Source organism: Kribbella sp. NPDC023972, from assembly GCF_040639075.1.
Taxonomy (GTDB): domain Bacteria; phylum Actinomycetota; class Actinomycetes; order Propionibacteriales; family Kribbellaceae; genus Kribbella.
Genome location: NZ_JBEZZH010000015.1, coordinates 111,628 through 135,556, shown reverse-complemented (window position 1 = coordinate 135,556; position 23,929 = coordinate 111,628). Strand labels below are relative to the sequence as shown.

Below are 23,929 nucleotides of genomic sequence, written 5' to 3'. Positions count from 1 at the left end.
AAGGGGGCGGAGGGCTGAGTTGTTGGTGGGCTGTCAGCCGATGAGGCCTAGGGCCTTGACGGCTTCGCGTTCCTCGCCGAGCTCGGTGGTGCTGGCGTCGATGCGGGTGCGGGAGAAGTCGTTGATCTCCAGGCCCTGGACGATCTCCCAGTTGCCGTCCTTGGTGGTGACCGGGAAGGAGGAGATCAGGCCCTCGGGTACGTCGTACGAGCCGTCCGAGACGACCGCCATCGACAGCCAGTCGCCGTCGGCCGAGCCGCGCAGCCAGTCGCGGGTGTGGTCGATCGTCGCCGCCGCCGCGGACGCCGCCGACGACGCGCCGCGGGCCTCGATGATCGCCGCGCCGCGCTTCTGCACGGTCGGGATGAAGTCGTTCTCCAGCCAGGTCTGGTCATTCACGACCTCCGCGGCGTTCTTGCCGGCCACCTCGGCGTGGAAGATGTCGGGGTACTGGGTCGCGGAGTGGTTGCCCCAGATCGTCATCTTCTTCAGGTCGGTGACGTGCACACCGGTCTTCTTCGCCAGCTGGGCCAGCGCGCGGTTGTGGTCCAGCCGGGTCAGCGCGGAGAACCGCTCGGCCGGGATGTCGGGCGCGTTGCTCTTCGCGATCAGCGCGTTGGTGTTGGCCGGGTTGCCGGTCACGGTGATCCGGATGTCGTCCGCGGCGTGCTCGTTCAGCGCCTTGCCCTGGACGGTGAAGATCGCGCCGTTCGCCTCCAGCAGGTCGCCGCGCTCCATCCCCTTGGTCCGCGGCCGGGCGCCGACCAGCAGGGCCACGTTCGCGCCGTCGAAGATGACGTTCGGGTCGTCGCCGATCTCCACCCCGGCCAGCGTCGGGAAGGCCGAGTCGTCGAGCTCCATCACGACCCCCTCGAGCGCCTTCAGCGCCGGGGTGATCTCCAGCAGTCGCAGCTCGACCGGCGTGTCCGGCCCGAGCAGCGCACCGCTCGCGATCCGGAACAGCAGGCTGTAGCCGATCTGACCAGCGGCCCCGGTAACGGCCACCTTCACCGGTGTAGTGCTCACGACACGCTCCTCGAACTCTTGTGACTGTGTGCTTCGGACGCTAGCAAGCCGAGCCGCCATGACCAACGCTGGGGCACCCACGACTTCCTCACACCCGCCCGCCTTCGGCGGGCGAAGAAAAGAAGAAGGAAGAGGAGGGGCGGACATCTTCACACTCGACCGGGACCGGGCGCCGTGGCATCGTTCACCCCGCAGCAACCATCCGTCCGCCATCAGGCCGTCCCGATGTCGCTCCCCGCCAAGAGTGTGAGCCCCAATCCCTGACGCGTTAGGAGAATTGCCATGACACGAACGGTGCTGCCCCGCCGGTTCGTCCCCGCTGCCGCCTCGGCCCTCGCTGTCGCCGCCGCCTTCCTGGTCCCGCAGGCCGTGCCCACCTCGGCGCCTGACACCGGCGTGCAGGCCGCCGCGAAGCATCGCGACGACTTCGTCATCGTGGGGCACCGCGGTGCGTCTGGTTACCGGCCCGAGCACACGTTGGCGTCGTACGAGCTGGCGGCCCGGATGGGGGCGGACTTCATCGAGCCGGACCTGGTGATCACCAGGGACCGGGTGCTGGTCGCCCGGCACGAGCCGGAGATCGGCGGTACGACGGACGTCGCGGCGCACCCGGAGTTCGCGGCCCGGAAGAAGATCAAGCAGCTCGACGGTGTCGCGGTGACCGGCTGGTTCGCGGAGGACTTCACCCTGGCCGAGTTGCGGACGCTGCGGGCCAAGGAGCGCATCCCGGCGGTCCGGCAGCACAACACCGTGTTCGACGGTCACTACCGGGTCCCGACCCTGCAGGAAGTGATCGACCTGAGCCGCCGGCTGACCCGCGAGCTCGGCCGGCCGATCGGCATCTACCCCGAGACCAAGCACCCGACGTACTTCCAGCAGCAGGGCCTGGCGCTCGAGCCGGAGCTGGTGAAGACACTCAACCGCAACGGCCTGAACCGCCCGGAGGCCAAGGTGTTCGTCCAGTCCTTCGAGGTGTCGAACCTCAAGGCCCTGCGCCCGCAGCTGCGGGTCCCGCTCGTCCAGCTCACCAGCTCGTCCGGAGCGCCGTACGACTTCGTCGTCGCCGGTGACAAGCGCACGTACGCCGACATCGTCAGCCCGGCCGGTCTGCGCGAGGTCGCGACGTACGCCAAGGGGCTCGGACCGTCGAAGGACCAGGTGATCCCGCTCGACGCCGCCGGGAAGCTCGGTCAGCCGACCGCCCTGGTCGCCAACGCGCACCGGGCCGGCCTGGTCGTGCACCCGTACACCTTCCGGGTCGAGAACAACTTCCTGCCGGCCAACTTCGACAGCTCGGCGGTGGCGGCGGACTCGGGCAACCTGTTCGGCGAGATCGCGGCGTACCGCAAGGCCGGGATCGACGGGCTGTTCACCGACAACACCGACATCGCGGTGGCCGAGGAGGCCGAGTCCAAGTAGGGCCTGAAAAGATAGCTGGGTGGAACGCAAGGTCGGCTCCGGGATCGCGACCGTCGAGGCCGAGGCCGACGGGACCTTTGTGCTTCGCGTCGACGGATCGCTGCAGTCGCAGGTCGACCTCGCGGACCCCACCCAGCTGTCCTTCGAGTACATGCGGCGGATCGGCGATGTCGTCGACGCCGTCGCCCCTCGACGTCAGCCGGTCGCCGTCCTGCACGTGGGCGGCGCCGGGCTGAGCCTGCCGCGGTACGTCGCGGTGACGCGGCCGCGATCGCGGCAGATCGTGCTCGAACCCGACGAGGACCTGACCGAGTTCGTCCGCGAGGCGCTGCCGCTGCCGAAACGATCCGGGATCAAGGTCCGCGGGGTCAGCGGCCGGGCCGGGATCACCGAGCTGTACGACGACTCGATGGACCTGGTGATCCTGGACGCCTTCGAGCACGAGGCGGTCCCGTCGAACCTGGTCACCACCGAGTTCTTCGCCGAGTGCGCCCGGGTGCTGCGGCCGACCGGCGTACTGGTCGCCAACCTGATCGACGGCACGGCCGGCCTGCCGTTCATCCGCCGGACCGCGGCGACGGTCCGCGGCGTCCTCCGCGAGGGGGTGGTGCTGGCCGAGCGGAAAGTCCTTCGGGGCAAGGGTTTCGGGAACGTCATCCTGGTCGCGTCCCGGCAGCCCGTCCCGGACCTGGCCGCGATCGGCCGGCGGGCTCAGCCGCCGTACGACGTGATGCCGCTGACCGAGCTGGCCGGCAAGGCGGTCCCGCTCACCGACGCCGAGGGGTTCGTCACGCCGCCCGCCCCACCCGGCACCTTCCGGCGCTGATCCGGTCGAGGGCCTGCGCGACCTCCGTACGCTCGGTGGTTGTCACCCCGACCGCGCGGACCAGCAGGTCAAGCCGATCCCGGCCGGGCAGCCGAGTGCCCTGGAACCACGCCTGGATGGTGGTTCGGGGAATGCCGGTCAGTCGCTCCAAGCTTCGCGCTGACCTCGGCCGCGCCAGTGCTGACAGTGCGGTGCCGAGGTCCGCCAGGGTCTCGGCGGTCCGCAGCAGTTCGACGACGTCCTGCGCATCGCGGGCCGCGGACTCCCAGTGCCGGCGCCAGACCGGCAGGAGTTCGGGTGGCACGCGGCATCCGGTCAGAAACGCGACGGTGACGGGCCAGGTTGGCAACTGCCTCCCGCTGGTCGCCCGGACCAGGTGTGCGTGCGAGTAGTGCGCTTGATCGGCGAGCTCTCGGTAGGTGAGCCCGGCCTGCTGCCGGACTCGCCGCAGAGCGTCGGCGAACGTCTCCACGTTCATGTCGGCCTCCTCGCGATCAAACATAATCCAACATGATCAAACAATGCAACCGACAGGAGTCAAGCTACGATTGGGCCATGTCCGTCGCGAAGGTTGCCGCTCTGACCTACTACCCGGTGAAGGGTCTGGCCGGGGTGCCCGTGGAGCAGGCCGAGGTGGGGCCGACCGGGCTCCGGCACGACCGGAACTTCATGCTCGTCGACCCGGACGGCACTTTCCTGAGTCAGCGCGGCGTCCCGGCGATGGCGGCGCTGCGGGCCGAGATCCTCGACGACGTGCTGCGGTTGTCGGCCGATGGCGCGCCAGACCTCGAGATCCCGATCCAGTACGACGGCAAGCGGCGCGACGTCAGCCTGTTCGGTAAGTGGTTCGGCCAGGGTGTGGTGCAGGATCCGGCCGCGGACGAGTGGTTCACCGCCCGGCTCGGCAAGCCGACGGGGCTGGTCCGGGTGACGCCCGAGCACGAGCGGCCGGGCTGGGGTGTGCACCGTGGTCAGACCGGGTTCGGCGACGCGCACGCGCTGCTGATCACGTCTCTGTCGTCGCTGGACGGCTTGAACGAGCGGATCGTCGAGCGCGGCGGCGACCCGATCCCGATGAACCGCTTCCGGCCGAACATCGTCGTCGCCGGCTGGCCCGAGCCACACACCGAGGACAAGGTGCTGCGGATGTCGGCCGGCTCGGTCGAGATCGGGTACGCGGCCCGCTCGATCCGCTGCGCGGTCCCGACGGTCGACCAGGCGACCGGCGAGAAGCGTGGTCCGGAGCCGACCCGGACGCTGGCGACGTACCGCCGGCAGCCGGACTACGGCGGTGGTGTCAGCTTCGGCATGAAGGCCGCGGTCCTTGCCGGAGGCACCCTTCACGTAGGCGATGAGATCGTCGTACACGACTGGATCCCGGAAGGGCCGGACCCGGCGCCGAGCCGTCGGTAACCTGCAGACTCCACCAGTTCGGGGAGTCTGCACCCGATCCTGTTGTTGCTGCTGGCATCGATCCCGTTGTTCGCGGCACCTTTCCATGCTGATGTCGCGCGCGTCCCCGGTGTTCCGTCGTACGACGTGGAACTGTCGGGCAGCCCGGATGGTACGACGTGTGCCGTCAGCCCACCGATCTCACGCCGTCCTGGACCTCACACGGCGTGTACTAGCAGCCGACCCGGTACCGCCCGGTGACCGCCGTGTAGGTGCAGGTGCGTCAAGAGATCAATCAACCGTGGTGGCGACACCGTGGGTGAGGATGTGGAGGCGGTCGGACAGGCCGGCGGTCTTGAAGGTGGCGGACAGGTGGTCCGGACCTTCGGAGAAGTGGGACCAGCCTTCGGTGTGGACGGGGACGATGGTGGCCGGGGTGAGGAGATGGGCGGCTTCGGTGGCGGCCTCGGAGGTGAGGGTCAGCGGCGCGCCGTTCATCAGGGGAGTGCGGGCGGCTCCGGCGAACAGGACTGCGACATCGACGGTGAAGCGGTCGGCGACCTGCTTGACCAGGTCGACCGAGGCGTTGTCGCCGGAGACGTAGACGGTGGGCAGGTCGTCGGCGGTGAGGACGAAGCCGGTGACGACACCGAGCACGGCTTCGGCGCCTTCTGGGCCGTGCAGCGCGGGCACGCCGGTCACCGTGATGGCACCGCCGTCAGGCCGCGTCAGTTCCACCGACTCCCAGTTCTCCAGGCCTCGTACGCCGGGAATCCGGGTGGCCGCGCCTGGAGTCGACAGCACCACCGGGACCGACGGCAGCAGTGTGCGCCCGGTGTCGTCGAGGTTGTCCTTGTGCTCGTCGTGCGACAGCAGGACGACGTCGACCGGGCGAAGGTCGGCAGCCGGCACCGCCGGACCGATCAGTTTCTTCATCACCCGGCCGGTCGGCAGCGCATACTCCTGTGGCTCGTCGAAGGCCGGATCGGTCAGGAAAGTTAGTCCACCCAGGCTGAGCAGTGCGGTCGGGCCGCCGATATGCGTGATCTTCATGAGGACGATCCTCGGTCGTAGACCGCAGCGCCACCATTGGCCCGAGAGCCACAGTTCCTGAAGATCGGGCCATACTGGTTCCATGCGCACTGTCGCCGTCCTCGCCTTCGACCAGATGAGTCCGTTCCACCTGTCCGTCCCGTGCCTGGTGCTCGGCGACCGCCTCGGTGGGCCAGGCGAGTACGACGTACACGTGTGCGCCGAGCAACCCGGCCGGCTGCGGACCAACGCCGGCTTCGGGATCACCGTCGACCACGGGCTCGAGGCGATGGACGAAGCGGACCTGGTGATCCTGCCGAGCTGGCATCCGGACCGCGAACCGTCCGCCGTGCTGATCGACACCATCCAGCGCGCCCACGCCCGCGGCGCGACCGTCGTCGGGCTGTGCATCGGGGCGTTCCTGGTCGCGGCGAGTGGAATCGCGGACGGCCGGGAGGTCGTCACGCACTGGAAGTGGGCCGACCAACTGCAGGCCAGGCACCCGGACATCACCGTCCGCGCGGACGTCCTCTGGTCGGACCTCGGCGATCTCGTCACCTCGGCCGGTACGGCGGCATCGCTGGACTGCTGTCTACACCTCGTCCGCGCCCACCACGGCGTCGAGTTGGCCGAGCGGCTCGCCCGGAGCATCGTCGTCGCACCACATCGCAGCGGCTCACAGGCGCAGTACATCCCCGTCCCGGTCCCGCCGGATCCCAGCGACGACGTGATCGAGAGGGCGATGGTGTGGGCGCGCGCCCGGCTCGACCAGCCCGTGACCCTGGACGAGTGGGCGGCCGCGGTGGCGCTGTCTCGTCGTACCTTCACCCGGCAGTTCCGCGCCCGCACCGGCAGCTCCGGGCAGGCCTGGCTGCTGCGCCAGCGCCTCGACCGGGCGCGACTGTTGCTCGAGACCACCGACCATCCGGTCGAGCGCATCGCCACCGAGAGCGGCTTCGGCAGCAGCGCGGCGCTGCGCCACCACTTCCACGCACTGCTCGGTACGACGCCGCAGCGGCATCGTCAGGAGTTCGGCGGACTCACAGCAGGAGCAGCAGGGTATACAGCGCCGGCGCCGCGAAGGTGATCAGCAGAACCCACGCGATCATCCGGTGACCGGGTTTCTCACGGTCGAGCGAGGAGGCGAAGTAGAGGACGGCGCCTTCCTCGGTGTGACGGCTCAGGCCCATCCGTTTCGCCTCGTCCGGGCGCGGATCGGGGCGCTCGTCGGCGAGCGCTTCCGGCGGGATGCCGAAGTGCGCGGGCCGGGGCGGGTCCAGGTCGTCGCGTTCCCCGTACATCCGGCCTCCCGCAGGGTTGGTGGACCAAGGGTTGTACCCACCCATGGTCCCACCAACACCCTGTGAACGTACGCGCGTCTTACGAGAAGTCGGCCACCCAGGCGACCCGAGTCTTTGTGGTGCACACCACAATCAGCACGCAGTCCTTGTACCTGGCGTCGTCCATCCCGACGCCCAGCGTCGTCAGACCGCAGTTGAGGACGGTGCTCCTGCTCTGGGCCATCATCTGATCGAACGCATCCTGAGCCGTCCAGTTCTCGCCACCGGCGGTGGACGAGGACGTATTGGACGAGTTGGTGTTGCCGGACTTGGCGCGCTGTGTGGCGTCAGCACCTGCGCCGTCGCTGAGGTCACTGTCGCGCTTGAGCGGCGCACAACCCTTGTCCACCCTGGCGTTGTCGATCATCTTGAACAACTCCAGCTCGTCGGCCGACATGTTGCCGTCGTCCACGGGCGGCGGCGGGGTGGTGGAGGGCTGGGTTGTCGTTGTGGTGCGGCTGGCTGTCGGGGTTGGGGCGGTGGTGGGGGCCGTGGTCGTGCGGCCTTCGGTGGGGGACGACGTCGGGCGGCCGGTGGGGTCAGCCGTCGACGGGGTCGAGGTCGGGGTGGCCGAGTCCGTGGGGGTGGCCGACGGAGTCGCGCTCGGGGTGGCCGATGGCGTGCTCGGCTTGGGAGTTGGGGGGTTCGACACCGGCTTGGTGGTGGGAGTGACGTAGGTGTCGTCGGTGCGGGTGACGATCGGGATGGAGGCGTCGGCCTCGTCGTTCTGCGGCTGGTGCAGCAGGATCCACGAGATCGGGGTGATCACCAGTACGACGGACGCGACCGCGACCACGGGTCGCTTCGCCCGCGAGCCGCGACCGCCGCCGGCGGCCCGGGCGGCGGTGCGCGAACCGCCGCGGCCGCCCCCACCTGAGGCAGCCGCGGCGGTCGGGGTCGTCGGGCCTGCGGTGGCGGCGGTCGTGATGGCAGTCCCGGCGGCCCGGGAGCTCGACGTTCCGGTGGGCGTGGTCGCGGAGTCGGCCTCGTTCGTCGAGGCGAACCGCCGCCCCGGCTGGGCGGACGCCTCGGTCGCCGCCCCCGCCGCGGACTGCGTAACCCACGACGGCGACCCTCCGGCGGCCGCGCGGGAGTATGAGCGGGACGACCCGCTGTCACCCAGGCCGGAGTCCGAGGCGGACGTCGTACCGGCGGCCGCAGCCCGGGAGTAGGACCGCGACGAGGTGGTGTCGCTGTCGCCGGCTGCTGCGCGCGAGTAGGAGCGGGACGCTATGTCGGCCAGGTCGGAGGCTGCGCTGGTCGTACCGGCTGCTGCAGCGCGGGAGTAGGACCGCGGCGGGGTGGTGTCGCCCGGGGTGGGGTCGCTCACGCGGGGGTAGGAGCGCGCCGACGCGGTGTCGCCGAGGGTGGGGGAGCCGACACTGGATGGCGACGACGGGCGGGCGATCGGCTGGGTGCCCGCGCCTGGGGTCGACTGGGTGTTCGCCCAGAAGGGGGACTGGTTGGCCGCGGCCGCGGACTGGGCGGTGGCCCAGAACGGGGACTCGTCGCTGGTCCGCGGAGCGTACCGGGGCGGTTCCGGTGGAGGTGGCGGAGTGGTCTCCGCCGGGGTGGGCCGGGCCGCGCTGGACCGTGATCCGCGCGAGGCGGCCCGGGTCGCTTTCCTGCGTGGCTTGTACCGGCCGTTGCCGGACTCGGACATTATTTCGTTGTTCCCTTCACTGTCTCGCCCCCAAGACGTGCCTCACCACTCGTCTCACCGGAAACCCCCAGTGTCCGGCGACATGACAAGGACGGATCTACCCGCAGCGACCGGCCATGAAGCGGCCGGACGTTGTGGCGGTGAGACAACGTCCTCGCCACACTCAGTGTTTTCAGCACAATGACAGTCCCGCTCAGTTTCGTCCGAAGTCCTGGACCCAACTGCCCGGGCCCCAGTCGGACTTGACCTGGCCGGGGTCGTAGCCGATGCCGATCGAGGTGAACCGGCAGTTCAGGATGTTCTTGCGATGTCCTTCGCTCTTCATCCAGGCTGCGACGACCTCCTGTGCGGACTCGTACCCGGCGGCGATGTTCTCGCCCCAGCCGGAGCCGCGGTAGCCGGCGGCCGCCATCCGGTCGCCCGGGTCCTGGCCGTCAGGGTTGGTGTGATCCATGTAGTGCCGGCGGACCATGTCGGACGCATGTCTCCCGGCCGCCTCGACCAGCGCGCTGTCCAGCCGGAGCGGGCCGCAGCCCTGGTGCTCCCGGATCTGGTTGGTGTAGTTGAGCACCTCGCGCTCCTGCGCGTTGGTGCCGCCACCGCCGGCCGGCGGCTCGGTCGTCTCACTCGGCCGGGGCTCGCTGGTCTCGGTCTTCGTCGGGGTGGTCTTCGTCGGCTGGGGCTTCGGGGTGGTGCTGGTCTTCGTGGTGCGCGATGCGGTCGGGCTGACCGTCACGGTCGTCACGCTGCCGGTCGGTGCGGTGGTGACGGTGTTCGTGGGGGTGTCATCCGGGGTGCCGCTCGGGGAACCGGTCGCGGCCGGTGTGTCCGAGGTCAGCGTCGAGGCAGCCGAGCCGAGCGCCGGCGTACCGGTGACGATCGTGGTCGCCCCGTTCGGAAGCGTCTTGGTGACCGTGGTGTCCGGCGTGGCGGAGGAGTTGGTGCCGTCGACAACCGAACGGCCCGCGTCGTCCTGGCGGGTGTCCTCGGACACGTTCAGGACCTTGGTCGCGCCGTCGACCGTCGAACTGTCGCGGGACATCAGCCAGACGACCGGGCCGATCGCGAGCAGGACGGACAACGCGCTGGCGACCGGGCCGACCAGGCCACGGCTCCGCCGGGGGGCTCTTCTACTGCCGCGGTGCCGCCGGGGGGTAGGCGAATCCGTCATGGGTGGGCGAATCCTCTTCGTTTTCGTCGTACCGAGTGCTCGTCGTTCCCGCTGCAGTTGCTGCCAGGTCCCTGGTTGCCGAACAGCGACCTTAACCGAGGGGACAGGTCACTGTTACAGGTTCGCGACACCTCTTAACGATTCCCGAAGGTTCTGTCGGCAAGCGCTAACCGTCAGGCCCAGGGGTTCGGTGGCTCGGATCCGCCTAGCCGCCGAAGTCCTGCACCCAGCTGCCGTTGCCCCATTCGGGTTTCACCTGGCCGGCGTCGTACCCGATGCCGATCACCGTGTAGGTGCAGTTGAGGATGTTCTGGCGGTGGCCGGGGCTGTTCATCCAGCCCTCGACCACGGCCGCCGGGCTCTGGTAGCCGACCGCGATGTTCTCGGCCATCGCGCCGCCGCGATACCCGGCCGCCTTCATCCGGTCGAACGGGCTGCGGCCGTCCAGGCTGTCGTGCGCGAAGTAGTGCCGATCGACCATGTCGGCCGCGTGCGCCTCGGCGGCGTTCGTCAACGCGGTGTTGGTCCGCAGCGGTCCGCAACCGGCCTTGGCCCGCTCGTCGTTGGTGAGCTTCAGGACCTGCGCCTCCGCCGTACCCGATCCACCCGACGGTGCGCTGGTCGTCGTCTTGGTCGCCGTCGGCTTGCTGGTCCGGGTCGGCGTCGACGTCACCGACGGCTGCGGGGTCCGGCTGCCGTCCCGGCTCGGGGCCGTGGTCGTATGGCGAGGAGCCGGCGTCGGGCGGGTCGCCTTCGAGCGGGTCGGCGTCACGGTCGGTGCGGGAGTTGCCGTGGTACGACGGGGAGTCGTGACCGGCGTGGTCGCCGGAGTGCTCGGTGTCACGGACAGGTCGTCAGTCGTCGTCGTCAACGGCCGGTCCTGGCTGGTCAGGACGTGCGCGGTCCGGTCCATGACGAACCAGCCGATGCCGACGATCAGCACCAGGGCTGTGACCGAAGCCAGGATCGGCCCGATCACTCCATGGCGTTGCTGCGGGCGTCTGTGGCTCGTCATGGTCTGCAGCCTTGCCCAGGGCAGGCCGGGCTGACTCCCCGCCCAGGCCGCACTTCACGAACCTTTGACAATGTCATGCGTTTGAAACGATCAGCGTGAGCGAGCGATCACGATGTCCGCGACGACCTTCCAGCCGAGACTGCGGTACAGGCGCAGTCCGTCGATCGAGGCGATCAGGATGCCGCGCTTGGCGCCCTGGGCCGCCGCCGTCTCGACCAGCGATGCCATCACCGCACTGCCGAGCCCGCGTCGCCGGTGCGCCGGATCCGTCTCGATCCGGTCCGCGACCGCGTCCTCGCCGACCACTGCCATCCGCCCGCTCGACACCACACCGCCGTGCAGCGTGGCCCGGGTGATGATCAGGTCGGACTCGAGCTCGGTGTGCAGGGCGTAGCGCTCGTGCAACTTCAGCGCCGGCTGCTCCGACAGCTGGATCGTCATCAGCCAGTCCTGATCCTGCTGCACCTCGAGGCCGAGGTCCTCGAGTTGCTCGATCCGGGCTTCCTTGTCGTCGGTGGCCAATGTGACCCAGCCGGCTCCGCGGCCACGCCCGGCGGCCAGGGCCAGCTCGGCGGCACGCTCGACTCGTTCAGGTTTGTCATCGGCGTCCAGTACGACGTACTCCATCGCGCGGTTCTCATCACCCGCGCGGACGGTCAGGATGCCGTCGTTGTCGTCCTCCACCGTGGTCCAGCCCCTCGACACGGACCACCCGGCCTGCCAGCGGCGGACGAGCTCCTCACGATCTCTCACCCGTTGATTCAAGCAGCCTGCTGCCCGGACGGCGAGGGGAAGTGGTGTCGTCTGACACCGACCGGCCCTGGCTCACCGGTTCCGGGCGGTCACCACGACCGACCCGGAACCATTCGGCGGCAACCCTCGGCGCGTCCGCCCGATGTCAGCGCGGGTCGGTCACGAGCAGGTCGTAGCCGTGCAGGCCGGCGTAGGTGCCGTCCCGGCGCGGACTGGCCGACCGTTCGAGGCTGACGTGGGTGAAGCCGTTGACCTCGGCAACGTGAGCCGAGGCGGTGTTGCCCTCGGCAGCGAACAGCACCAGCCGGCGTCGCCCGAAGCCGCCGTCCTCGACCGGTGTGAAGGCCTGCTCGACCACCAGCCTGACCGCCGTCGACATCACCCCACGCCCGCGGGCCTCCGGGTGCAGCCAGTACCCGATCTCGGCGATGGTCTTGTCGATCCGGTTGTTCATGTCGAACAAGCTCACGCAGCCGACCAGTTCGTCGGACTCGGCGTCCGCGATCGCCCACACGCAGCCGTCACCGCCGGCCAGGACCTCCGGCCGGCCCTCGATGAACGCCTCCGCGTCGGTCACCTGGTACGGCGACGGCATCCCGGCCAGCCAGAACTGCGTCCGTTCGTCGTTGCAGGCCTCGGCGACCCGCTTCGCATCCGTCGCCCGGAACGCCCGCAACCGGATCCCGCCGGCCTCCAGTACGGGCACCTTCCACCAGTGGCCCGACGGCTCGAGCTCGTCGTCCCGCCCGACCGTGGCGATCCACTCGTCGTGCCGCACCCCTCGCGACCTCCCGCCACCCGGTACGACAACCAGGCCGCGGAACCCGGCCTTCCAGGCGACCCGCCGGGACGCCCAGTTGCCGACGAACGCGCGCCAGATCACCCGGTCCCAGCCGAGGACGTCGAACGCGTACCGGACCACCAGTTTCAGGGCCCGCGTCATCACGCCGGCGCCCCGGGCGGCCGGTGCCAGCCCGAACCCGACCTCACCGACCCCGCCTTCGCCGTCGCGCAGGTCGATCGTGCCGGCGTACTGGCCGTCGTACTCGATCGCCCAGGCCCACATGGTGCCGTCGCGCCAGCCGGCCGGGACGATCCCGGTCAGGAAGTTCACCGCGTGCTCACGCTGGTACGGCACCGGAATCGTGGTCCAGCGCTGCATCTCCGGGTCCTGGCACATCTCGTACACGGCGTCGATGTCGTCGGCCGTGTGCGCACGCAGGGTCACCACGTCATCGGCCAGTACAGGCACGTCTTCGGGGAATCGCATGCTCCAGCGTGACAAGCCGCGACCGCGGCGGCAACGAGATTTCCCTGACAGACACCGATTTCACCACTAGGCTGTCAGCGTGAACGCAGCCGGAGCAGAGGCGCAGCGAGGCCGGGGAGGGCAGCTCGCCGCTCAGCGGCAGGCCACGATCGTTGCCGAAGTCAACAGTCGCGGCGCGGTCACGGTCGCCGAGCTGGTCGAGCGGTTCGGCGTGTCGGACATGACGATCCGGCGCGATTTGGACGCCCTCGACTCCAGTGGGCTGCTGCACAAGGTGCACGGCGGGGCCACGTCGGTCGGCCTGCGCAGTGCGCACGAGCCGGGATTCGACGCCAAGCTGACCCAGGAGTCCGCCGCCAAGCAGGCGATCGCGGCCGAGGCGGCCAGCCGGGTCCAGCCGGACAGTGCGATCGGCATCGGCGCCGGCACCACGACGTACGCACTCGCTCGTCAGTTGCTCCGGGTGGAGAACCTGACCGTCGTGACGAACTCGGCGCGCATCGCCGACGTGTTCCACGGCAACAGCCGCTCCGACCGCACGGTCGTCCTGATCGGCGGCATCCGGACTCCGTCGGACGCCCTGGTGGGCCCGATCGCGACCGCCGCCCTGGGCTCGCTGCACCTCGACATGCTCTTCATCGGCGCGCACGGTGTCGACGCCGAGCACGGGTTGTCCACGCCGAACCTGATGGAGGCCGAGACCAACCGGTCCTTCATCGCCGCGAGCCGTGAGGTGATCGTCGTCGCCGACCACACCAAGTGGGGCACGGTCGGCCTGAGCACGTTCGCCACCTGGGCCGACCTGGACGTCATCGTCACCGACGCCGGCCTGTCCGCGCCCGCCCGCAAAGCCATGCGCGACACGGGGTGTGAGCTAGTCATCGCTTCATGAGGCGGCAGGAGCCGCTGGGCAAGCCGCTCGCGTTCGCCCCGCTGATCAAGCGTGAACTGTCGCGCGGGCCCGCTACTTGATCCGGTATTTCGGGCCGAACAGCTTCTGAGCCTGCTTCAGGCCGATGTTGCCGTCAGCGGCGGGTGTGCCGGGCTCACAGCCGTCTTTCTGGACCTGCCACTTGGTGGCCTCGTTCTTCGTGTCGATGTCGTAGTTCCCGGTGACCTTCAGGGTCTTGCCGTTCACCAGCTTGATGCCGTTGAGCACGAACTGCAGCCGCCGGACGCTGTCGGAGTCCTTGGTACCGAAGCGGAGCTTGGCGACGAAGACGTCCCCGGCCGCCAGCACCGTCTTCTGCGGCTGGATCCGCCCACCGCCTTGGACCGGTGTGAACACCACGGACGGCGGGAAGATGCAGATCTCGTTCGCCGCCGTGCCGTCCTTGGGCGGGCCTTCCTTGGCGCCGATGTTCGCCAGGTAGTCGTACCTGCTCGCGCGGTTCCGGTGTCCCCACATCGCGGCCAGATGCAGGTGTGGCCCGGTCGCGTTGCCGGAGCTGCCCGACTCGCCGAGCTTCTGCCCGGCCTTCACCCGCTGGCCTTTGCGTACGTCGATCCCCGGCGACAGGTGCTGGTACAACACCGAGGCCTTCCGTCCGGCGTGAGTGATCCCCAGCAGCACCCAGTTGGACGGCGCGCCGACGACACCCGGCTTCGGCCTGTTCGTCACTCCGTCGTTGCAGTCCAGGACGACCCCGCTCGCCACCGCGAAGACCGGCGTACCGATCACCACCGGGTAGTCGAACGCGGCGTGCTTACCGCCCTTGGAGTACCGCCATCCCGTTCCCACCCTGAGTTTTCCGGCTGGCAAAGGCTGAGCCATTGCCCCCACCCCACTTCCCCCCAATTGATACTTCCCCTTACTGAGAAAGTACGCCGGGGTTCGGCGACCGCGCAGCGAATCTGCCCGAAAGGGCAGTCAGCCGACCCTGGAGGCCCCTGCCGATGGGCTCGCGGCGAGTGAGCTGGGTGCGTTGAAGCCGTGCTCCGCAAAGGCTTTCTCGATCGCGGACAAGACGGCGTCCGCCTGGTCCGCCTCGGTCAGCGCGATGATGCAGCCGCCGAAACCGCCACCCGTCATCCGGGCCCCGAGCGCACCGGCCTCGAGCGCGGTGTCGACCGCGACGTCCAACTCCGGCACGGTGATCTCGAAGTCGTCGCGCAGCGACACGTGCGACGCCGTGAACAGCGGCCCGACATCGCGCAGCCGGCCCGCGCGCATGAGCTCGACCGCCTCCTCGACGCGGCGGATCTCCGTCACCACGTGCCGGACCCGGCGCCGTACGACGTCGTCCCCGAGTCGGCTGAGCGCGTCGTCGAGGTCGTCGTACCCGATCGAGCGAAGCGCCGGTACGCCGAGCTCGGCCGCGGCCTGCTCGCAGCTCTTCCGGCGGGCGGCGTACTCACCGTCGACGTGCCGGTGCGGAGCCTTCACGTCGACGACCAGGAGGGCGAGGCCGTCGGCGGCCGGGTCGAACGGGATCTGGCCGGTGGACATCGCGCGGATGTCGAAGTACAGGGCGTGTCCCTCGGTGCAGCACATCGACGCCATCTGATCCATCAGGCCGACCGGCGCACCGACGTACTGGTTCTCGGCCTTCTGTGCGAGGCGGGCGACCTCGGCCGGGTCGGCCTCGAGGTCACGCAGGCCGAGCAGCGCCACCGACGTCGCGCACAGCAACGCGGCGGACGACGACAGACCGGCGCCGGACGGGAGGTCGGACTCGAACAGCAGATTCGCGCCTCCGATCGCGTAGCCGGACTCGCGCAACACCCAGGCCGCTCCGGCCGGGTACGCCGCCCAGTCGCCGACCGAACCCGGTGCCAGCTCGTCGATGGCGAACTCGATGACGCCCGGCTGACCGCTCGACGCGACCGCGATCCGGCCGTCGTCACGGCTGGACGCGGTCACCAGGATGCGGTTCGGCAACGCGATCGGCAGCACCAGGCCGTCGTTGTAGTCGGTGTGCTCGCCGATCAGGTTGACCCGGCCGGGCGCTCGCCAGCTGCCCTCCGGCGCGACCCCGAAGACTTCACGAAAATCAGACACAGTGAGGCTCACGAACCCACCTTCCGCAGGGTCTCGGCCACGTCCTCGGGCCGGGTGTCACTGATGAACGCGCCCATCCCGGACTCCGAGCCGGCAAGGTACTTGATCTTGTCCGCGGCCCGGCGGATCGACAACACCTCGAGGTGAAGGTAGCCGAGCTCGCGATCGACCCGGACCGGAGCCTGGTGCCAGGCCGCGATGTACGGCAGCGGGTCGCCGTACAGGCCGTCGAGGCGTTGCAGTACGTCGAGGTAGAGCTCGGCGAAGTCGTCGCGCTCGCCGACCGACAACTCGCTGATGTCGGCGACCTGGCGGTGCGGGTACAGGTGCACCTCGACCGGCCAGCGGGCCGCCTCCGGGACGAACGCGGTCCAGTTCGTGTTGGCCGCGACCACCCGGGCGCCGTCCTTCTTCTCCGCGGCCAGGATGTCGGCGAACAGGTTGCCGCCGGCAACCGCCTGGTGCTCGCGGGCGCGGGCCAGCTGGGTGCGGATCCGCGGCGGCAGGAACGGGTAGCCGTAGATCTGGCCGTGCGGGTGACTCAGCGTCACACCGATCTCACGGCCACGGTTCTCGAACGGGAAGACGTACTCGACATCCTCGCGGGCGCTGAGCTCGGCGGTCCGGTCGGCCCAGGTGTCGACGACCAGCCGGGCCTGGCCCTGGGACAGGTCGGTGAACGACCGGTTGTGGTCGCTGGTGAAGCAGACCACCTCGGTCCGGCCCGGGCCGGCGAAGGAGGGGAACCGGTTCTCGAACACAGCAACGTTGTAGTCGTGGTCCGGGATCTCGGTCGGGTTGCCGGGCTTGCTCGCGCACAGCGGGCACTGGTCGGCCGGCGGCAGGTAGGTCCGGGTGTTGCGGTGGGTCGCGTACGAGATGACATCACCGGTGAGCGGGTCGGTCCGCAGGTCGATCTGCGGTTGCGGGGCCGGCAGGCCGCGAGTGTCCTCCAGCGGCACCCGGGCCGGCGCGTCGGCCGGGTCGTAGTAGATCAGTTCGCGGCCGTCGGACAGCTTGGTGTCCGTTCGGCGTGCGCCGCGCGGTGTGTTCATCGTCTGACCCTCCCGGCCGGCGGACACCGACGGCCAGGAATCATCGTAAACCAACAAACTCGAACATGCACGGTGAGATCGGCCACCGGTACGCTGGGCGGATGGACGACGCCCGACCGTCGCCCTCTCCTCGACATACGACGAGAGGGCGCTAGGAAATCCCGCTGATGAACGACACCCTGCTCAACATCGTCCTGATCCTGATCTTCGTCCTGATCGGCGGGGTCTTCGCCGCGGCCGAGATGGCACTGGTCTCGCTCCGGGAGAGCCAGCTCAAGGCGCTCTCGCACCGCGGCCGGCGCGGCGAGACGGTGGCCCGGGTGGCCGCCAACCCGAACCGGTTCCTGTCCGCCGTCCAGATCGGCGTGACGCTGATGGGCTTTCTGTCCGCCGCCTTCGGTGGCGCGACCCTCGCCGACAGCCTGTCCCCGCACCTGCAGAAACTCGGCCTGCCCGAGTCGGTGGCCGGCACGGCCGCCCTGGTGCTGATCACCATCCTCATCTCCTACGTCTCGATCGTGCTCGGCGAGCTCGCGGCCAAGCGGCTCGCGCTGCAGCGGGCCGAGACGTTCGCGCTCGGTCTGGCCCCGCTGGTGGACCGGATCGCGTCGATCGCCCGGCCGGTGATCTGGCTGCTGTCGCGGTCGACCGACCTGGTGGTGCGCGCCCTCGGTGGCGACCCGAACGCGAACCGTGAGGTGATGACGGACGAGGAGCTGCGCGACCTGGTCTCGGCGCACGAGTCCCTCGGCGAGGAGGAGCGCCGGATCGTCGACGACGTGTTCGAGGCCGGCAGCCGGCAGTTGCGCGAGCTGATGCTGCCCCGGACCGAGGTGGACTTCATCGACGCGGAGATGCCGGCGTACAAGGCGGTCAAGTTCGCCGCCGAGCGGCCGCACTCGCGCTACCCGGTGATGAACGGCTCGGCCGACGACATCGTCGGCTTCGTCCACGTCCGCGACCTGTTCGACCCGGCGGTCGCGTCCCGCTCGGTCCGGGTCGGCGACCTGGCCCGCGAGGTGCTGCTGCTGCCGGACACCGCGAAGCTGCTGCCCACGCTGACCGAGATGCGCCGCCGGTCGACCCACCTGGCCATCGTGCTCGACGAGTACGGCGGGACCGCGGGCATCGTCACGCTGGAGGACCTGGTCGAGGAGCTGATCGGCGACATCAAGGACGAGTACGACGAGCAGCAGGTCGAGACCACCCGGCTGCGCAGTGGCGACATCGAGGTCGACGGCCTGCTCAACCTCGACGACTTCGCCGACGAGACCGGTGTCGAGCTCCCCGACGGCCCTTACGAGACCGTCGGCGGTTTCCTCGCCGCCCGCCTCGGCCGCGTCCCGGCCGAAGGCGACGAAGCACCGGTGGACGGCCACCTGCTCACCGTCACCAAGATGGACGGCCGCCGCGTCGCCCGGGTCCGCCTCCACCGGGTCAGACCGGCTGACGGACAGCTGGTTCCCGAGGAGTCGTAGCCTCGAGCATCCGGCGGCGGGTGAGGATGACGGTGCCGCTGATGACGTAACCGAGGCCCTGGACGACCAGGACCGGGATGATGCCGACGACCTCGCCGAGGACGCCCGCGGCGGCGATGCCGATCAGGAGCGCGAGGCCCTCGGCGGCGGAGATGGCCCCGAAGACGCGGCCGCGGGACGCGTCCTGGGTACGGCGCTGCAGCACCGTCATCAGGCCGGCCACCGTGAACGCGCCCGGCAGGCCGACGACGATCATGCAGACGAACGCCGGGATCAGGCTGTCCCAGACCAGCGGATAGCAGAACAGGGCCAGGTCGATCACACCGAACAAGAAGGCGCCGGTACCCAGCATCGTTGCCGCTGGCAACCGTGACCCGACCGCGGCCGCGACCAGCCCGCCGGCGATGCCGCCTACCGCCTGCGACGAGACGATCAGGCCGTATGCCGTACCGTCGCCGCCGAGCTCGGAACTCACGAACGGCGCGAACAGTGTGCTCATCACTCCTTCGCCGACGCTGGTCACCAGGCAGAACACGAACAGCAACCGCATCGCCGGTCCCGCGACGCAGAGCCGGACGCCCTCGGTCCACTCAGCTTTCAGCCGCCGGATCGCGCCACCCGCCGGCCGGGCCAGACCGCGGACGACGCGATGCCGAACGCGCAGGAGGAGGCCCACCGCGACGAGGTAGGTCGCGGCGTCCACGATCGCCAGCAGGGGCAGACCGCCGGCCGCTGCCAGCAGGCCACCGATCCCCGCGCCGACCAGCCGGGCGATGTCACTGGTCTGGCTGTTCAGCGCGTTGGCCGTCACCAGCTGCCGCGATTCGACCAGGACAGGTATCAGGGACTGCTCGGCCGGACGGAAGAACTGCTGCAGACAGCTCTGCACGAGGACGACGGCGTACACGATCCAGATCGAGCCCTCGTCGCGTACCGCGAGCAGCGGCAGCAGCACCACCGCGTGCAGCACGTTGGTGACGATCATCGTCCGCCGCCGGTCCCAGCGATCGACGAAGACGCCGGCCAGTGAACCGAGCACGACCATCGGCACGAACGACGAGAGCAGCAGCCCGCCGGAGGCCAGGGTCGATCCGGTCAGGACGTAGACCTGGAACGCCAGGCCGGTCTTGAGGATCCAGTCGCCGGTGAGCGAGACCAGCCCCGCGGTCAGCACCAACCGGTAGTCGCGCTGCCGCGCGAGCACGCCCCACAGCTCTTTCACGGCTGCTCCTCGGCATCTTCCGGCGAGTCCGGTGATTCCGGTGGGGCGACGGTGACGATGCGGGTGATGTCGACCAGGCGGCTGCCGGGTGGGCGGGTGGACTTGTCGTCGATCGGCCGCTGGTCGACGTACGCCTGCAGCAGGCCGCTGATCTTCTCCTCCAGGTCGGCGAGCTCGTCGGCGGTGAGATAGATGCCGGTGTGGCCGATGCCGGAGTTCTCCACCCAGATGTCCGGCTCCGCGGTGCGTCGCTGCTGCCAGTCGGCGAGGGCGCTGAACGCCCGCTCGGCGAGCAGTTGCTCGAGTACGTCGGCCGCCGCGACACCCTCGGAGGTCAGCTTCGCGCTCCGCCACGACTGTGAGGTCGACACCAGCCGCCACGGGCGTTCCCGGTTGTCCTTGCCGGGGGCCGGCTCGACGAAGTCGTACTTCGCCAGTTGCCGGAGGTGGTGTGACGCCAGCGCCTGGCTGATCCCGAGCCGGCGGGCCGCGTCCGCCGCGGTCATCGGCCCTTCCTTGCCGAGCAGAGCCTGGAGGTCCAGCCGGACCGGGTGCGCCATCGCCCGGATCGCGAGGGGATCGTCCAGCAACCGCGTCCGCCGCGGATCCTTTTCCAAAGACATGCTTGGAATATGCCGCTGGTTCCGGCTCGATGTCAAGCCTTTGCTTGGAATCAGCCTGGCGCAGTGATCATCAGCCTGGCGCGGTGATCATCAGCGGGCGGTGGGGAGGGTGGCCCAGCGCCAGAGGCGGCCGAGTGGTGGCCGGTGCCCGTCCTGTCCGTCAGCGGCCGGACCTTCGAGTGCCTCGCCCTCGACGATCTCGGCGGTGCTCGGACGCTCCGCCGGGTCCTTCGCCAGCATTCGGAGCAGCAGGTCCTCGACCGGGCCGGCCAGCTCCGGGCACAACTCACTCGGCGGGGTCGGCTCGGACCGGACGTGCTCACGCAGAACGGCCGTCGGGTCGTCGCCGGCGAACGGCGGTTGCCCGGTCACCAGGTGATAGAGGACGCAGCCGAGGGCGTAGACATCCGAGGCGGCGGTGGCCGGCTTGCCCTGGGCCCGTTCCGGAGCGAGGTACAGGCTGGTACCTAGCACGTGGTTGGGCAGCGTGGTCACCGGGTCGCTGACGAATCGGGCGATGCCGAAGTCGGCGACCTTCACCGTCCCGTCGGCGTCGATCAGCAGGTTGGCCGGCTTGATGTCGCGATGAACGATGTCCCGGCGGTGCGCGGCGGCGAGTCCGGTCGCCGCCTGCTGGACGATGTCGATGGCCCGCTCAGGCTCGAGCGGGCCGCGCATCGCGAGCTCGTGGGCAACACTGCGTCCCTCGACCAATTCCATCACCAGGAAGTAGCTGCCGTCCTGTTGCCCGAAGTCGTAGGCCGCGACGACATGAGGGTCCTTCACCATCGCCGCGGTCCGGGCCTCTCGCCGGAACCGCGCCGCCGCGAACGGATCAGCCGGGCCGGGCAGCAACAGCTTCACCGCCACTGGCCGTCCGAGGAGTTCGTCGCATCCCCGGTACACCTCGCCCATCCCACCGTGACCGAGAACCTCGGTCAGTCGGTAACGACTCGCCAGCAGCACGTCAATCCGGTACCCAGCTGGTCGCTGCCGAATCAACAGTTGCCTAAGGCACCCGTCGTCTGGCGCGGTCAGCCGGTCTGCTCGCGGATCCACTCCAGACCGGCCTCGGCGTGGGCGAGAACGGAGATGTGGCTGTCGCCCGGGTACGAGCGCAAGACGGCCGGCGGGATGTGGCCGACCAGCCAACGGCCGTGAGCGCAGGGAATGATGCGGTCGTCCTCGCCGTGGCAGAGCAGGGTCGGGGCGGTGATCCTCGCCGGGTCGCAGCCCCAGGGGATGACATAAGAACAGTCGTCGTCGATCAGGCCGTCCGGGCCGTTCGGCATCGCCGTGTCGCCGGCGACCGATCCGAGCCAGCCCCACGGCCCCTCGAACATGGCGAGATCGGCCGGGGTGAACTCCGGGTCGTACTCGGCGCCCGACGTCTCATGCTTCAGCTTCGCCTCACGGCCCGCGGCCGCCGCCCGGAGTGACGCGAGTCCGGACGGGATCATGCCGTCGTACCAGTCGAGACCTTCGGCGTCGTACGGCGCGATCGCGGCGAATGTGGTCACGGCCTCGACCCGGTCGCCGAGGATCGCCGCCGCACCGAGCGCGTAGGAGCCGCCGCCCGAGTACCCCATCAAGGCGAAACTGCCGACCCCGAGCGCGTCGGCGACCGTGGCCAGATCGGCCGCGACCGACGCCATCGTCCGCCCCGGCGCCGCGGTCGAACCGCCGTACCCGGGCCGGTCGAACGAGATCCAGCGGATACCGAGCCACTCGCCGGCCTCGGCCAGCGGCACGGGCGGGGAGCCGAGGTTCGGGGTGCCGTGGTGCCAGAACACCGGCAGCCGGCCGTCATCGCCGGGGGCGGTGTCGTACACGTGCAGGGTGCGGCCGTCCGCCAGCCGGAGATCCGTCTCGATCATGTCGCTCACCTTAGGTCCGAGGTTCGTTGGCGACCGGTACGTCGGACCTCGGCCGGCGTACTCGACATTTCGGGCCCGGGATCAGCCCGGAAGGCGGTGCGTGGATCGCTTCATTCGCAAATGTCGAGGTTCCCCGGCGGCTTCCGACCTCTGCTGCGAAGATCCACTCAGACTCCGAAAGGAACCGGTCATGAAGTACCTGCTGCTGATCCACAGCAACCCGATCACCTGGGGCCACCCGTCCTTCCTGCGTACCGAGGAAGGGCAGGCGCTGCCGGCCAAGGCCCGCGACGCGCTGGCCGCCCAGCTCGAGAAGCTGCTCACCGAGCTGTCCGAGTCGGGTGAGCTGGTGGTGGCCGAACCGCTCGAGGCGCCGGCCCGGACGAAGGTGGTCCGGGTCCGCAAGGGTGTCCGCGCCACCACCGACGGCCCCTACTCCGAGGCCAAGGAACAACTCGCCGGCGTCTTCATCGTCGACGTCGCCACCCCGGAACGCGCCGAGGAGATCGCCGCCCGCATCCCCGAAGCCGAGTACGGCGCCGGCATCGAACTCCGCCCCGTCGCCACCTTCGAAGGCTGACCCGCCAGGCCTGATCCGGGGCCGACCACCGCCCCGGGCCTATTTGATGGGTTGACCACCGAAATTGGGGGTTATCCACCCGGAATCAGGGTGGATAACCCACCACCTGATGGGTCAACCCATCAAATGCTGCGAGGGCGGGGTGGTCAGCTGACGAGGCGGGTGTGGTTTTCGCGGGTGGCCAGGGCGGGGTCGAGGGTGCCGAGGGCCAGCCAGGTGGCGCCGCCGACGCCGTCGCGGGCGGTCAGCACCTCCCCGGAGAAGTGCTGGTGGATGGTTTCGCGGATCAGCCGGCCGACCGGTGACGATTCACCGGCGACACTGCCGGCGAGCACCATCGGGCCCTTGTCCGACGTTGTCCTGAGCCGCCCAACCGTTTCTGTGAGCAGTTCTGCTGCGCGTTTCACCAAGGCGTGTGCGGTCTCGTCGTTCTGCTCGAAGGCCCACACCACGGTCCGGGCCAGCTCGGCCAGCATCACCGGTGGTCGCCCGTTCACCGCGCGAATCAAGTCGTCACGCAGTACGTCGTACCCCTCACGCTGGGCGATCGCCGTCTCGTCACGGTCCGGGAGTACTGCCTGGACGACGGCCTGGCCGAGCACACCGATCGGTTCACTCAGATCCAGTTTGCGCAGCACGCTGCGTACTGCTTCCCGGCCGAGCCAGAAGCCGGAGCCGTCGTCGCCGAGCAGCCAGCCGTGGCCGTCCGCCGTCCGCACCAGCTGGTGGTCGCGGACCAGGCCGGCCGCGCTGCCGGTGCCCGCGATCAGCACCACGCCGTCCGGTTCCGGCGTACCGGAGGCGAAAGCGACCTCCAGGTCGCCGATGAACTCGGGCTCGCCGGTCAGCCCGGCGCCCGTCCAGGCGGCGTCGAACTGGGCGCGTACGTCGGGCCGCGCCAGGGCGGACCCGCCCGCCGCGCCGATCACGGCGGCCTTGACCGCGTCCGGATCCAGCCCGGCCAGCGCCGCGTGAAGCGCTTGCCCGAAATTGGCCGCGGCACTTGCGGGGTGGCTGGTCGGATTTCCGCCCGCGGCCGCCCCTCGACCGACTACGTTGCCCTCATGGTCCGCGATCACGATCCGGGTGGAGGTGCCGCCGAGGTCGCCGCCCAGGACCAGTGCCGATGCTGGCATCAAGACCATTGAGTCCGCAGGTTCCGGCAGCGGGCGTTCGACCGACATAG

General features: G+C 69.8%; 24 protein-coding genes. 7 read left to right on the top strand and 17 right to left on the bottom strand.

What is annotated here, in order from left to right; all coding sequences use genetic code 11:
• Positions 1–33 precede the first annotated feature (33 nt).
• On the bottom strand, positions 34–1,026 hold the full coding sequence (locus tag AB0F43_RS36630) for a malate dehydrogenase (protein ID WP_360487983.1): 993 nt from the start codon (positions 1,024–1,026) through the stop codon (positions 34–36).
• A 282-nt stretch (positions 1,027–1,308) separates the two neighbouring features.
• On the opposite strand from AB0F43_RS36630, the gene AB0F43_RS36625 reads away from it, so the two are divergent.
• Positions 1,309–2,445, top strand: coding sequence for a glycerophosphodiester phosphodiesterase (locus AB0F43_RS36625; protein WP_360487980.1), 1,137 nt, complete (start codon positions 1,309–1,311; stop codon positions 2,443–2,445).
• Positions 2,446–2,464: 19 nt separating this feature from the next.
• Positions 2,465–3,271 carry a fused MFS/spermidine synthase gene (locus AB0F43_RS36620; protein ID WP_360487977.1) on the top strand — a complete coding sequence of 269 codons (807 nt, stop codon included), beginning with the start codon at positions 2,465–2,467 and terminating at the stop codon, positions 3,269–3,271.
• Here AB0F43_RS36620 and AB0F43_RS36615 read toward each other — a convergent pair.
• Positions 3,234–3,749, bottom strand: coding sequence for a helix-turn-helix transcriptional regulator (locus AB0F43_RS36615; RefSeq protein ID WP_360487974.1), 516 nt, complete (start codon positions 3,747–3,749; stop codon positions 3,234–3,236). The two genes, AB0F43_RS36620 and AB0F43_RS36615, sit on opposite strands and share 38 nt — an antisense overlap.
• Before the next feature lie 77 nt (positions 3,750–3,826).
• Between AB0F43_RS36615 and AB0F43_RS36610 the strand changes: the two genes are divergently transcribed.
• Positions 3,827–4,684 carry an MOSC N-terminal beta barrel domain-containing protein gene (locus AB0F43_RS36610; RefSeq protein ID WP_360487971.1) on the top strand — a complete coding sequence of 286 codons (858 nt, stop codon included), beginning with the start codon at positions 3,827–3,829 and terminating at the stop codon, positions 4,682–4,684.
• A 270-nt stretch (positions 4,685–4,954) separates the two neighbouring features.
• On the opposite strand, the gene AB0F43_RS36605 is transcribed toward AB0F43_RS36610, so the two are convergent.
• Positions 4,955–5,716: an MBL fold metallo-hydrolase gene (locus tag AB0F43_RS36605; RefSeq protein WP_360487968.1), complete on the bottom strand. Its 762-nt coding sequence runs from the start codon at positions 5,714–5,716 to the stop codon at positions 4,955–4,957.
• A gap of 82 nt (positions 5,717–5,798) precedes the next feature.
• Between AB0F43_RS36605 and AB0F43_RS36600 the strand changes: the two genes are divergently transcribed.
• The gene (locus AB0F43_RS36600; RefSeq protein ID WP_360487965.1) at positions 5,799–6,782 is read left to right on the top strand and encodes a helix-turn-helix domain-containing protein; all 984 of its coding nucleotides are present in this window, start codon (positions 5,799–5,801) and stop codon (positions 6,780–6,782) included.
• On the opposite strand, the gene AB0F43_RS36595 is transcribed toward AB0F43_RS36600, so the two are convergent.
• From AB0F43_RS36595 to AB0F43_RS36570, 6 genes are all read right to left on the bottom strand, one after another.
• Positions 6,736–6,996: a hypothetical protein gene (locus AB0F43_RS36595; protein ID WP_360487962.1), complete on the bottom strand. Its 261-nt coding sequence runs from the start codon at positions 6,994–6,996 to the stop codon at positions 6,736–6,738. The genes AB0F43_RS36600 and AB0F43_RS36595 overlap by 47 nt on opposite strands.
• A 79-nt stretch (positions 6,997–7,075) precedes the next feature.
• Positions 7,076–8,698 (bottom strand): hypothetical protein, encoded by a 1,623-nt coding sequence (locus AB0F43_RS36590; protein ID WP_360487959.1) that lies wholly within the window; start codon positions 8,696–8,698, stop codon positions 7,076–7,078.
• 193 nt (positions 8,699–8,891) lie between these two features.
• On the bottom strand, positions 8,892–9,869 hold the full coding sequence (locus tag AB0F43_RS36585; protein ID WP_360487956.1) for a CAP domain-containing protein: 978 nt from the start codon (positions 9,867–9,869) through the stop codon (positions 8,892–8,894).
• A gap of 205 nt (positions 9,870–10,074) precedes the next feature.
• Positions 10,075–10,884, bottom strand: a complete 810-nt coding sequence (locus tag AB0F43_RS36580) for a CAP domain-containing protein (RefSeq protein WP_360487953.1) — start codon at positions 10,882–10,884, stop codon at positions 10,075–10,077.
• 90 nt (positions 10,885–10,974) lie between these two features.
• Positions 10,975–11,637: a GNAT family N-acetyltransferase gene (locus AB0F43_RS36575; RefSeq protein ID WP_360487950.1), complete on the bottom strand. Its 663-nt coding sequence runs from the start codon at positions 11,635–11,637 to the stop codon at positions 10,975–10,977.
• A 145-nt stretch (positions 11,638–11,782) separates the two neighbouring features.
• Positions 11,783–12,907 carry a GNAT family N-acetyltransferase gene (locus AB0F43_RS36570; protein ID WP_360487947.1) on the bottom strand — a complete coding sequence of 375 codons (1,125 nt, stop codon included), beginning with the start codon at positions 12,905–12,907 and terminating at the stop codon, positions 11,783–11,785.
• A gap of 79 nt (positions 12,908–12,986) precedes the next feature.
• On the opposite strand from AB0F43_RS36570, the gene AB0F43_RS36565 reads away from it, so the two are divergent.
• A complete protein-coding gene (locus tag AB0F43_RS36565) occupies positions 12,987–13,799 on the top strand; it encodes a DeoR/GlpR family DNA-binding transcription regulator (protein ID WP_360487945.1) in 813 nt (270 codons plus the stop codon).
• A 72-nt stretch (positions 13,800–13,871) separates the two neighbouring features.
• Here the strand turns inward: AB0F43_RS36565 and AB0F43_RS36560 are convergent, their stop codons facing one another.
• The 3 genes from AB0F43_RS36560 to galT form a co-directional block, all read right to left on the bottom strand.
• Positions 13,872–14,681 (bottom strand): M23 family metallopeptidase, encoded by an 810-nt coding sequence (locus AB0F43_RS36560; protein ID WP_360487942.1) that lies wholly within the window; start codon positions 14,679–14,681, stop codon positions 13,872–13,874.
• Positions 14,682–14,777: 96 nt separating this feature from the next.
• Entirely contained in the window at positions 14,778–15,920 is a 1,143-nt protein-coding gene (gene galK, locus AB0F43_RS36555; RefSeq protein WP_360487939.1) for a galactokinase, read from the bottom strand.
• Complete coding sequence (gene galT, locus AB0F43_RS36550) at positions 15,917–16,963, bottom strand: galactose-1-phosphate uridylyltransferase (RefSeq protein WP_360487936.1); 1,047 nt, start codon at positions 16,961–16,963, stop codon at positions 15,917–15,919. The genes galK and galT overlap by 4 nt, the downstream gene beginning before the upstream one ends.
• 167 nt (positions 16,964–17,130) lie before the next feature.
• Here galT and AB0F43_RS36545 point away from each other — a divergent pair, with 167 nt between their 5' ends.
• Positions 17,131–18,441 carry a hemolysin family protein gene (locus tag AB0F43_RS36545; protein ID WP_360487933.1) on the top strand — a complete coding sequence of 437 codons (1,311 nt, stop codon included), beginning with the start codon at positions 17,131–17,133 and terminating at the stop codon, positions 18,439–18,441.
• Here the strand turns inward: AB0F43_RS36545 and AB0F43_RS36540 are convergent.
• The 4 genes from AB0F43_RS36540 to AB0F43_RS36525 all read right to left on the bottom strand — a co-directional run bounded on the left by AB0F43_RS36540 (position 18,401) and on the right by AB0F43_RS36525 (position 22,163).
• The gene (locus AB0F43_RS36540; RefSeq protein ID WP_360487930.1) at positions 18,401–19,663 is read right to left on the bottom strand and encodes an MFS transporter; all 1,263 of its coding nucleotides are present in this window, start codon (positions 19,661–19,663) and stop codon (positions 18,401–18,403) included. The genes AB0F43_RS36545 and AB0F43_RS36540 overlap by 41 nt on opposite strands.
• Positions 19,660–20,286 carry a helix-turn-helix domain-containing protein gene (locus AB0F43_RS36535; protein ID WP_360487927.1) on the bottom strand — a complete coding sequence of 209 codons (627 nt, stop codon included), beginning with the start codon at positions 20,284–20,286 and terminating at the stop codon, positions 19,660–19,662. The genes AB0F43_RS36540 and AB0F43_RS36535 overlap by 4 nt, the downstream gene beginning before the upstream one ends.
• A 90-nt stretch (positions 20,287–20,376) precedes the next feature.
• Positions 20,377–21,252, bottom strand: a complete 876-nt coding sequence (locus tag AB0F43_RS36530; protein WP_360487924.1) for a serine/threonine-protein kinase — start codon at positions 21,250–21,252, stop codon at positions 20,377–20,379.
• A 68-nt stretch (positions 21,253–21,320) separates the two neighbouring features.
• Entirely contained in the window at positions 21,321–22,163 is an 843-nt protein-coding gene (locus AB0F43_RS36525; RefSeq protein ID WP_360487921.1) for an alpha/beta hydrolase, read from the bottom strand.
• 190 nt (positions 22,164–22,353) lie between these two features.
• Here AB0F43_RS36525 and AB0F43_RS36520 point away from each other — a divergent pair, with 190 nt between their 5' ends.
• A complete protein-coding gene (locus AB0F43_RS36520; protein WP_360487918.1) occupies positions 22,354–22,743 on the top strand; it encodes a YciI family protein in 390 nt (129 codons plus the stop codon).
• A gap of 146 nt (positions 22,744–22,889) precedes the next feature.
• On the opposite strand, the gene AB0F43_RS36515 is transcribed toward AB0F43_RS36520, so the two are convergent.
• Complete coding sequence (locus AB0F43_RS36515; RefSeq protein ID WP_360487915.1) at positions 22,890–23,879, bottom strand: BadF/BadG/BcrA/BcrD ATPase family protein; 990 nt, start codon at positions 23,877–23,879, stop codon at positions 22,890–22,892.
• Positions 23,880–23,929 lie beyond the last annotated feature (50 nt).

Coding starts and splice junctions, on each gene's coding strand:
- AB0F43_RS36625 (WP_360487980.1), top strand. CDS start 1,309: ATGACACGAACGGTGCTGCCCCGCCGGTTCGTCCCCGCTGCCGCCTCG.
- AB0F43_RS36615 (WP_360487974.1), bottom strand. CDS start 3,749: ATGAACGTGGAGACGTTCGCCGACGCTCTGCGGCGAGTCCGGCAGCAG.
- AB0F43_RS36610 (WP_360487971.1), top strand. CDS start 3,827: ATGTCCGTCGCGAAGGTTGCCGCTCTGACCTACTACCCGGTGAAGGGT.
- AB0F43_RS36605 (WP_360487968.1), bottom strand. CDS start 5,716: ATGAAGATCACGCATATCGGCGGCCCGACCGCACTGCTCAGCCTGGGT.
- AB0F43_RS36600 (WP_360487965.1), top strand. CDS start 5,799: ATGCGCACTGTCGCCGTCCTCGCCTTCGACCAGATGAGTCCGTTCCAC.
- AB0F43_RS36595 (WP_360487962.1), bottom strand. CDS start 6,996: ATGTACGGGGAACGCGACGACCTGGACCCGCCCCGGCCCGCGCACTTC.
- AB0F43_RS36590 (WP_360487959.1), bottom strand. CDS start 8,698: ATGTCCGAGTCCGGCAACGGCCGGTACAAGCCACGCAGGAAAGCGACC.
- AB0F43_RS36585 (WP_360487956.1), bottom strand. CDS start 9,869: ATGACGGATTCGCCTACCCCCCGGCGGCACCGCGGCAGTAGAAGAGCC.
- AB0F43_RS36580 (WP_360487953.1), bottom strand. CDS start 10,884: ATGACGAGCCACAGACGCCCGCAGCAACGCCATGGAGTGATCGGGCCG.
- AB0F43_RS36570 (WP_360487947.1), bottom strand. CDS start 12,907: ATGCGATTCCCCGAAGACGTGCCTGTACTGGCCGATGACGTGGTGACC.
- AB0F43_RS36560 (WP_360487942.1), bottom strand. CDS start 14,681: ATGGCTCAGCCTTTGCCAGCCGGAAAACTCAGGGTGGGAACGGGATGG.
- galT (WP_360487936.1), bottom strand. CDS start 16,963: ATGAACACACCGCGCGGCGCACGCCGAACGGACACCAAGCTGTCCGAC.
- AB0F43_RS36545 (WP_360487933.1), top strand. CDS start 17,131: ATGAACGACACCCTGCTCAACATCGTCCTGATCCTGATCTTCGTCCTG.
- AB0F43_RS36535 (WP_360487927.1), bottom strand. CDS start 20,286: ATGTCTTTGGAAAAGGATCCGCGGCGGACGCGGTTGCTGGACGATCCC.
- AB0F43_RS36525 (WP_360487921.1), bottom strand. CDS start 22,163: ATGATCGAGACGGATCTCCGGCTGGCGGACGGCCGCACCCTGCACGTG.
- AB0F43_RS36520 (WP_360487918.1), top strand. CDS start 22,354: ATGAAGTACCTGCTGCTGATCCACAGCAACCCGATCACCTGGGGCCAC.
- AB0F43_RS36515 (WP_360487915.1), bottom strand. CDS start 23,879: ATGCCAGCATCGGCACTGGTCCTGGGCGGCGACCTCGGCGGCACCTCC.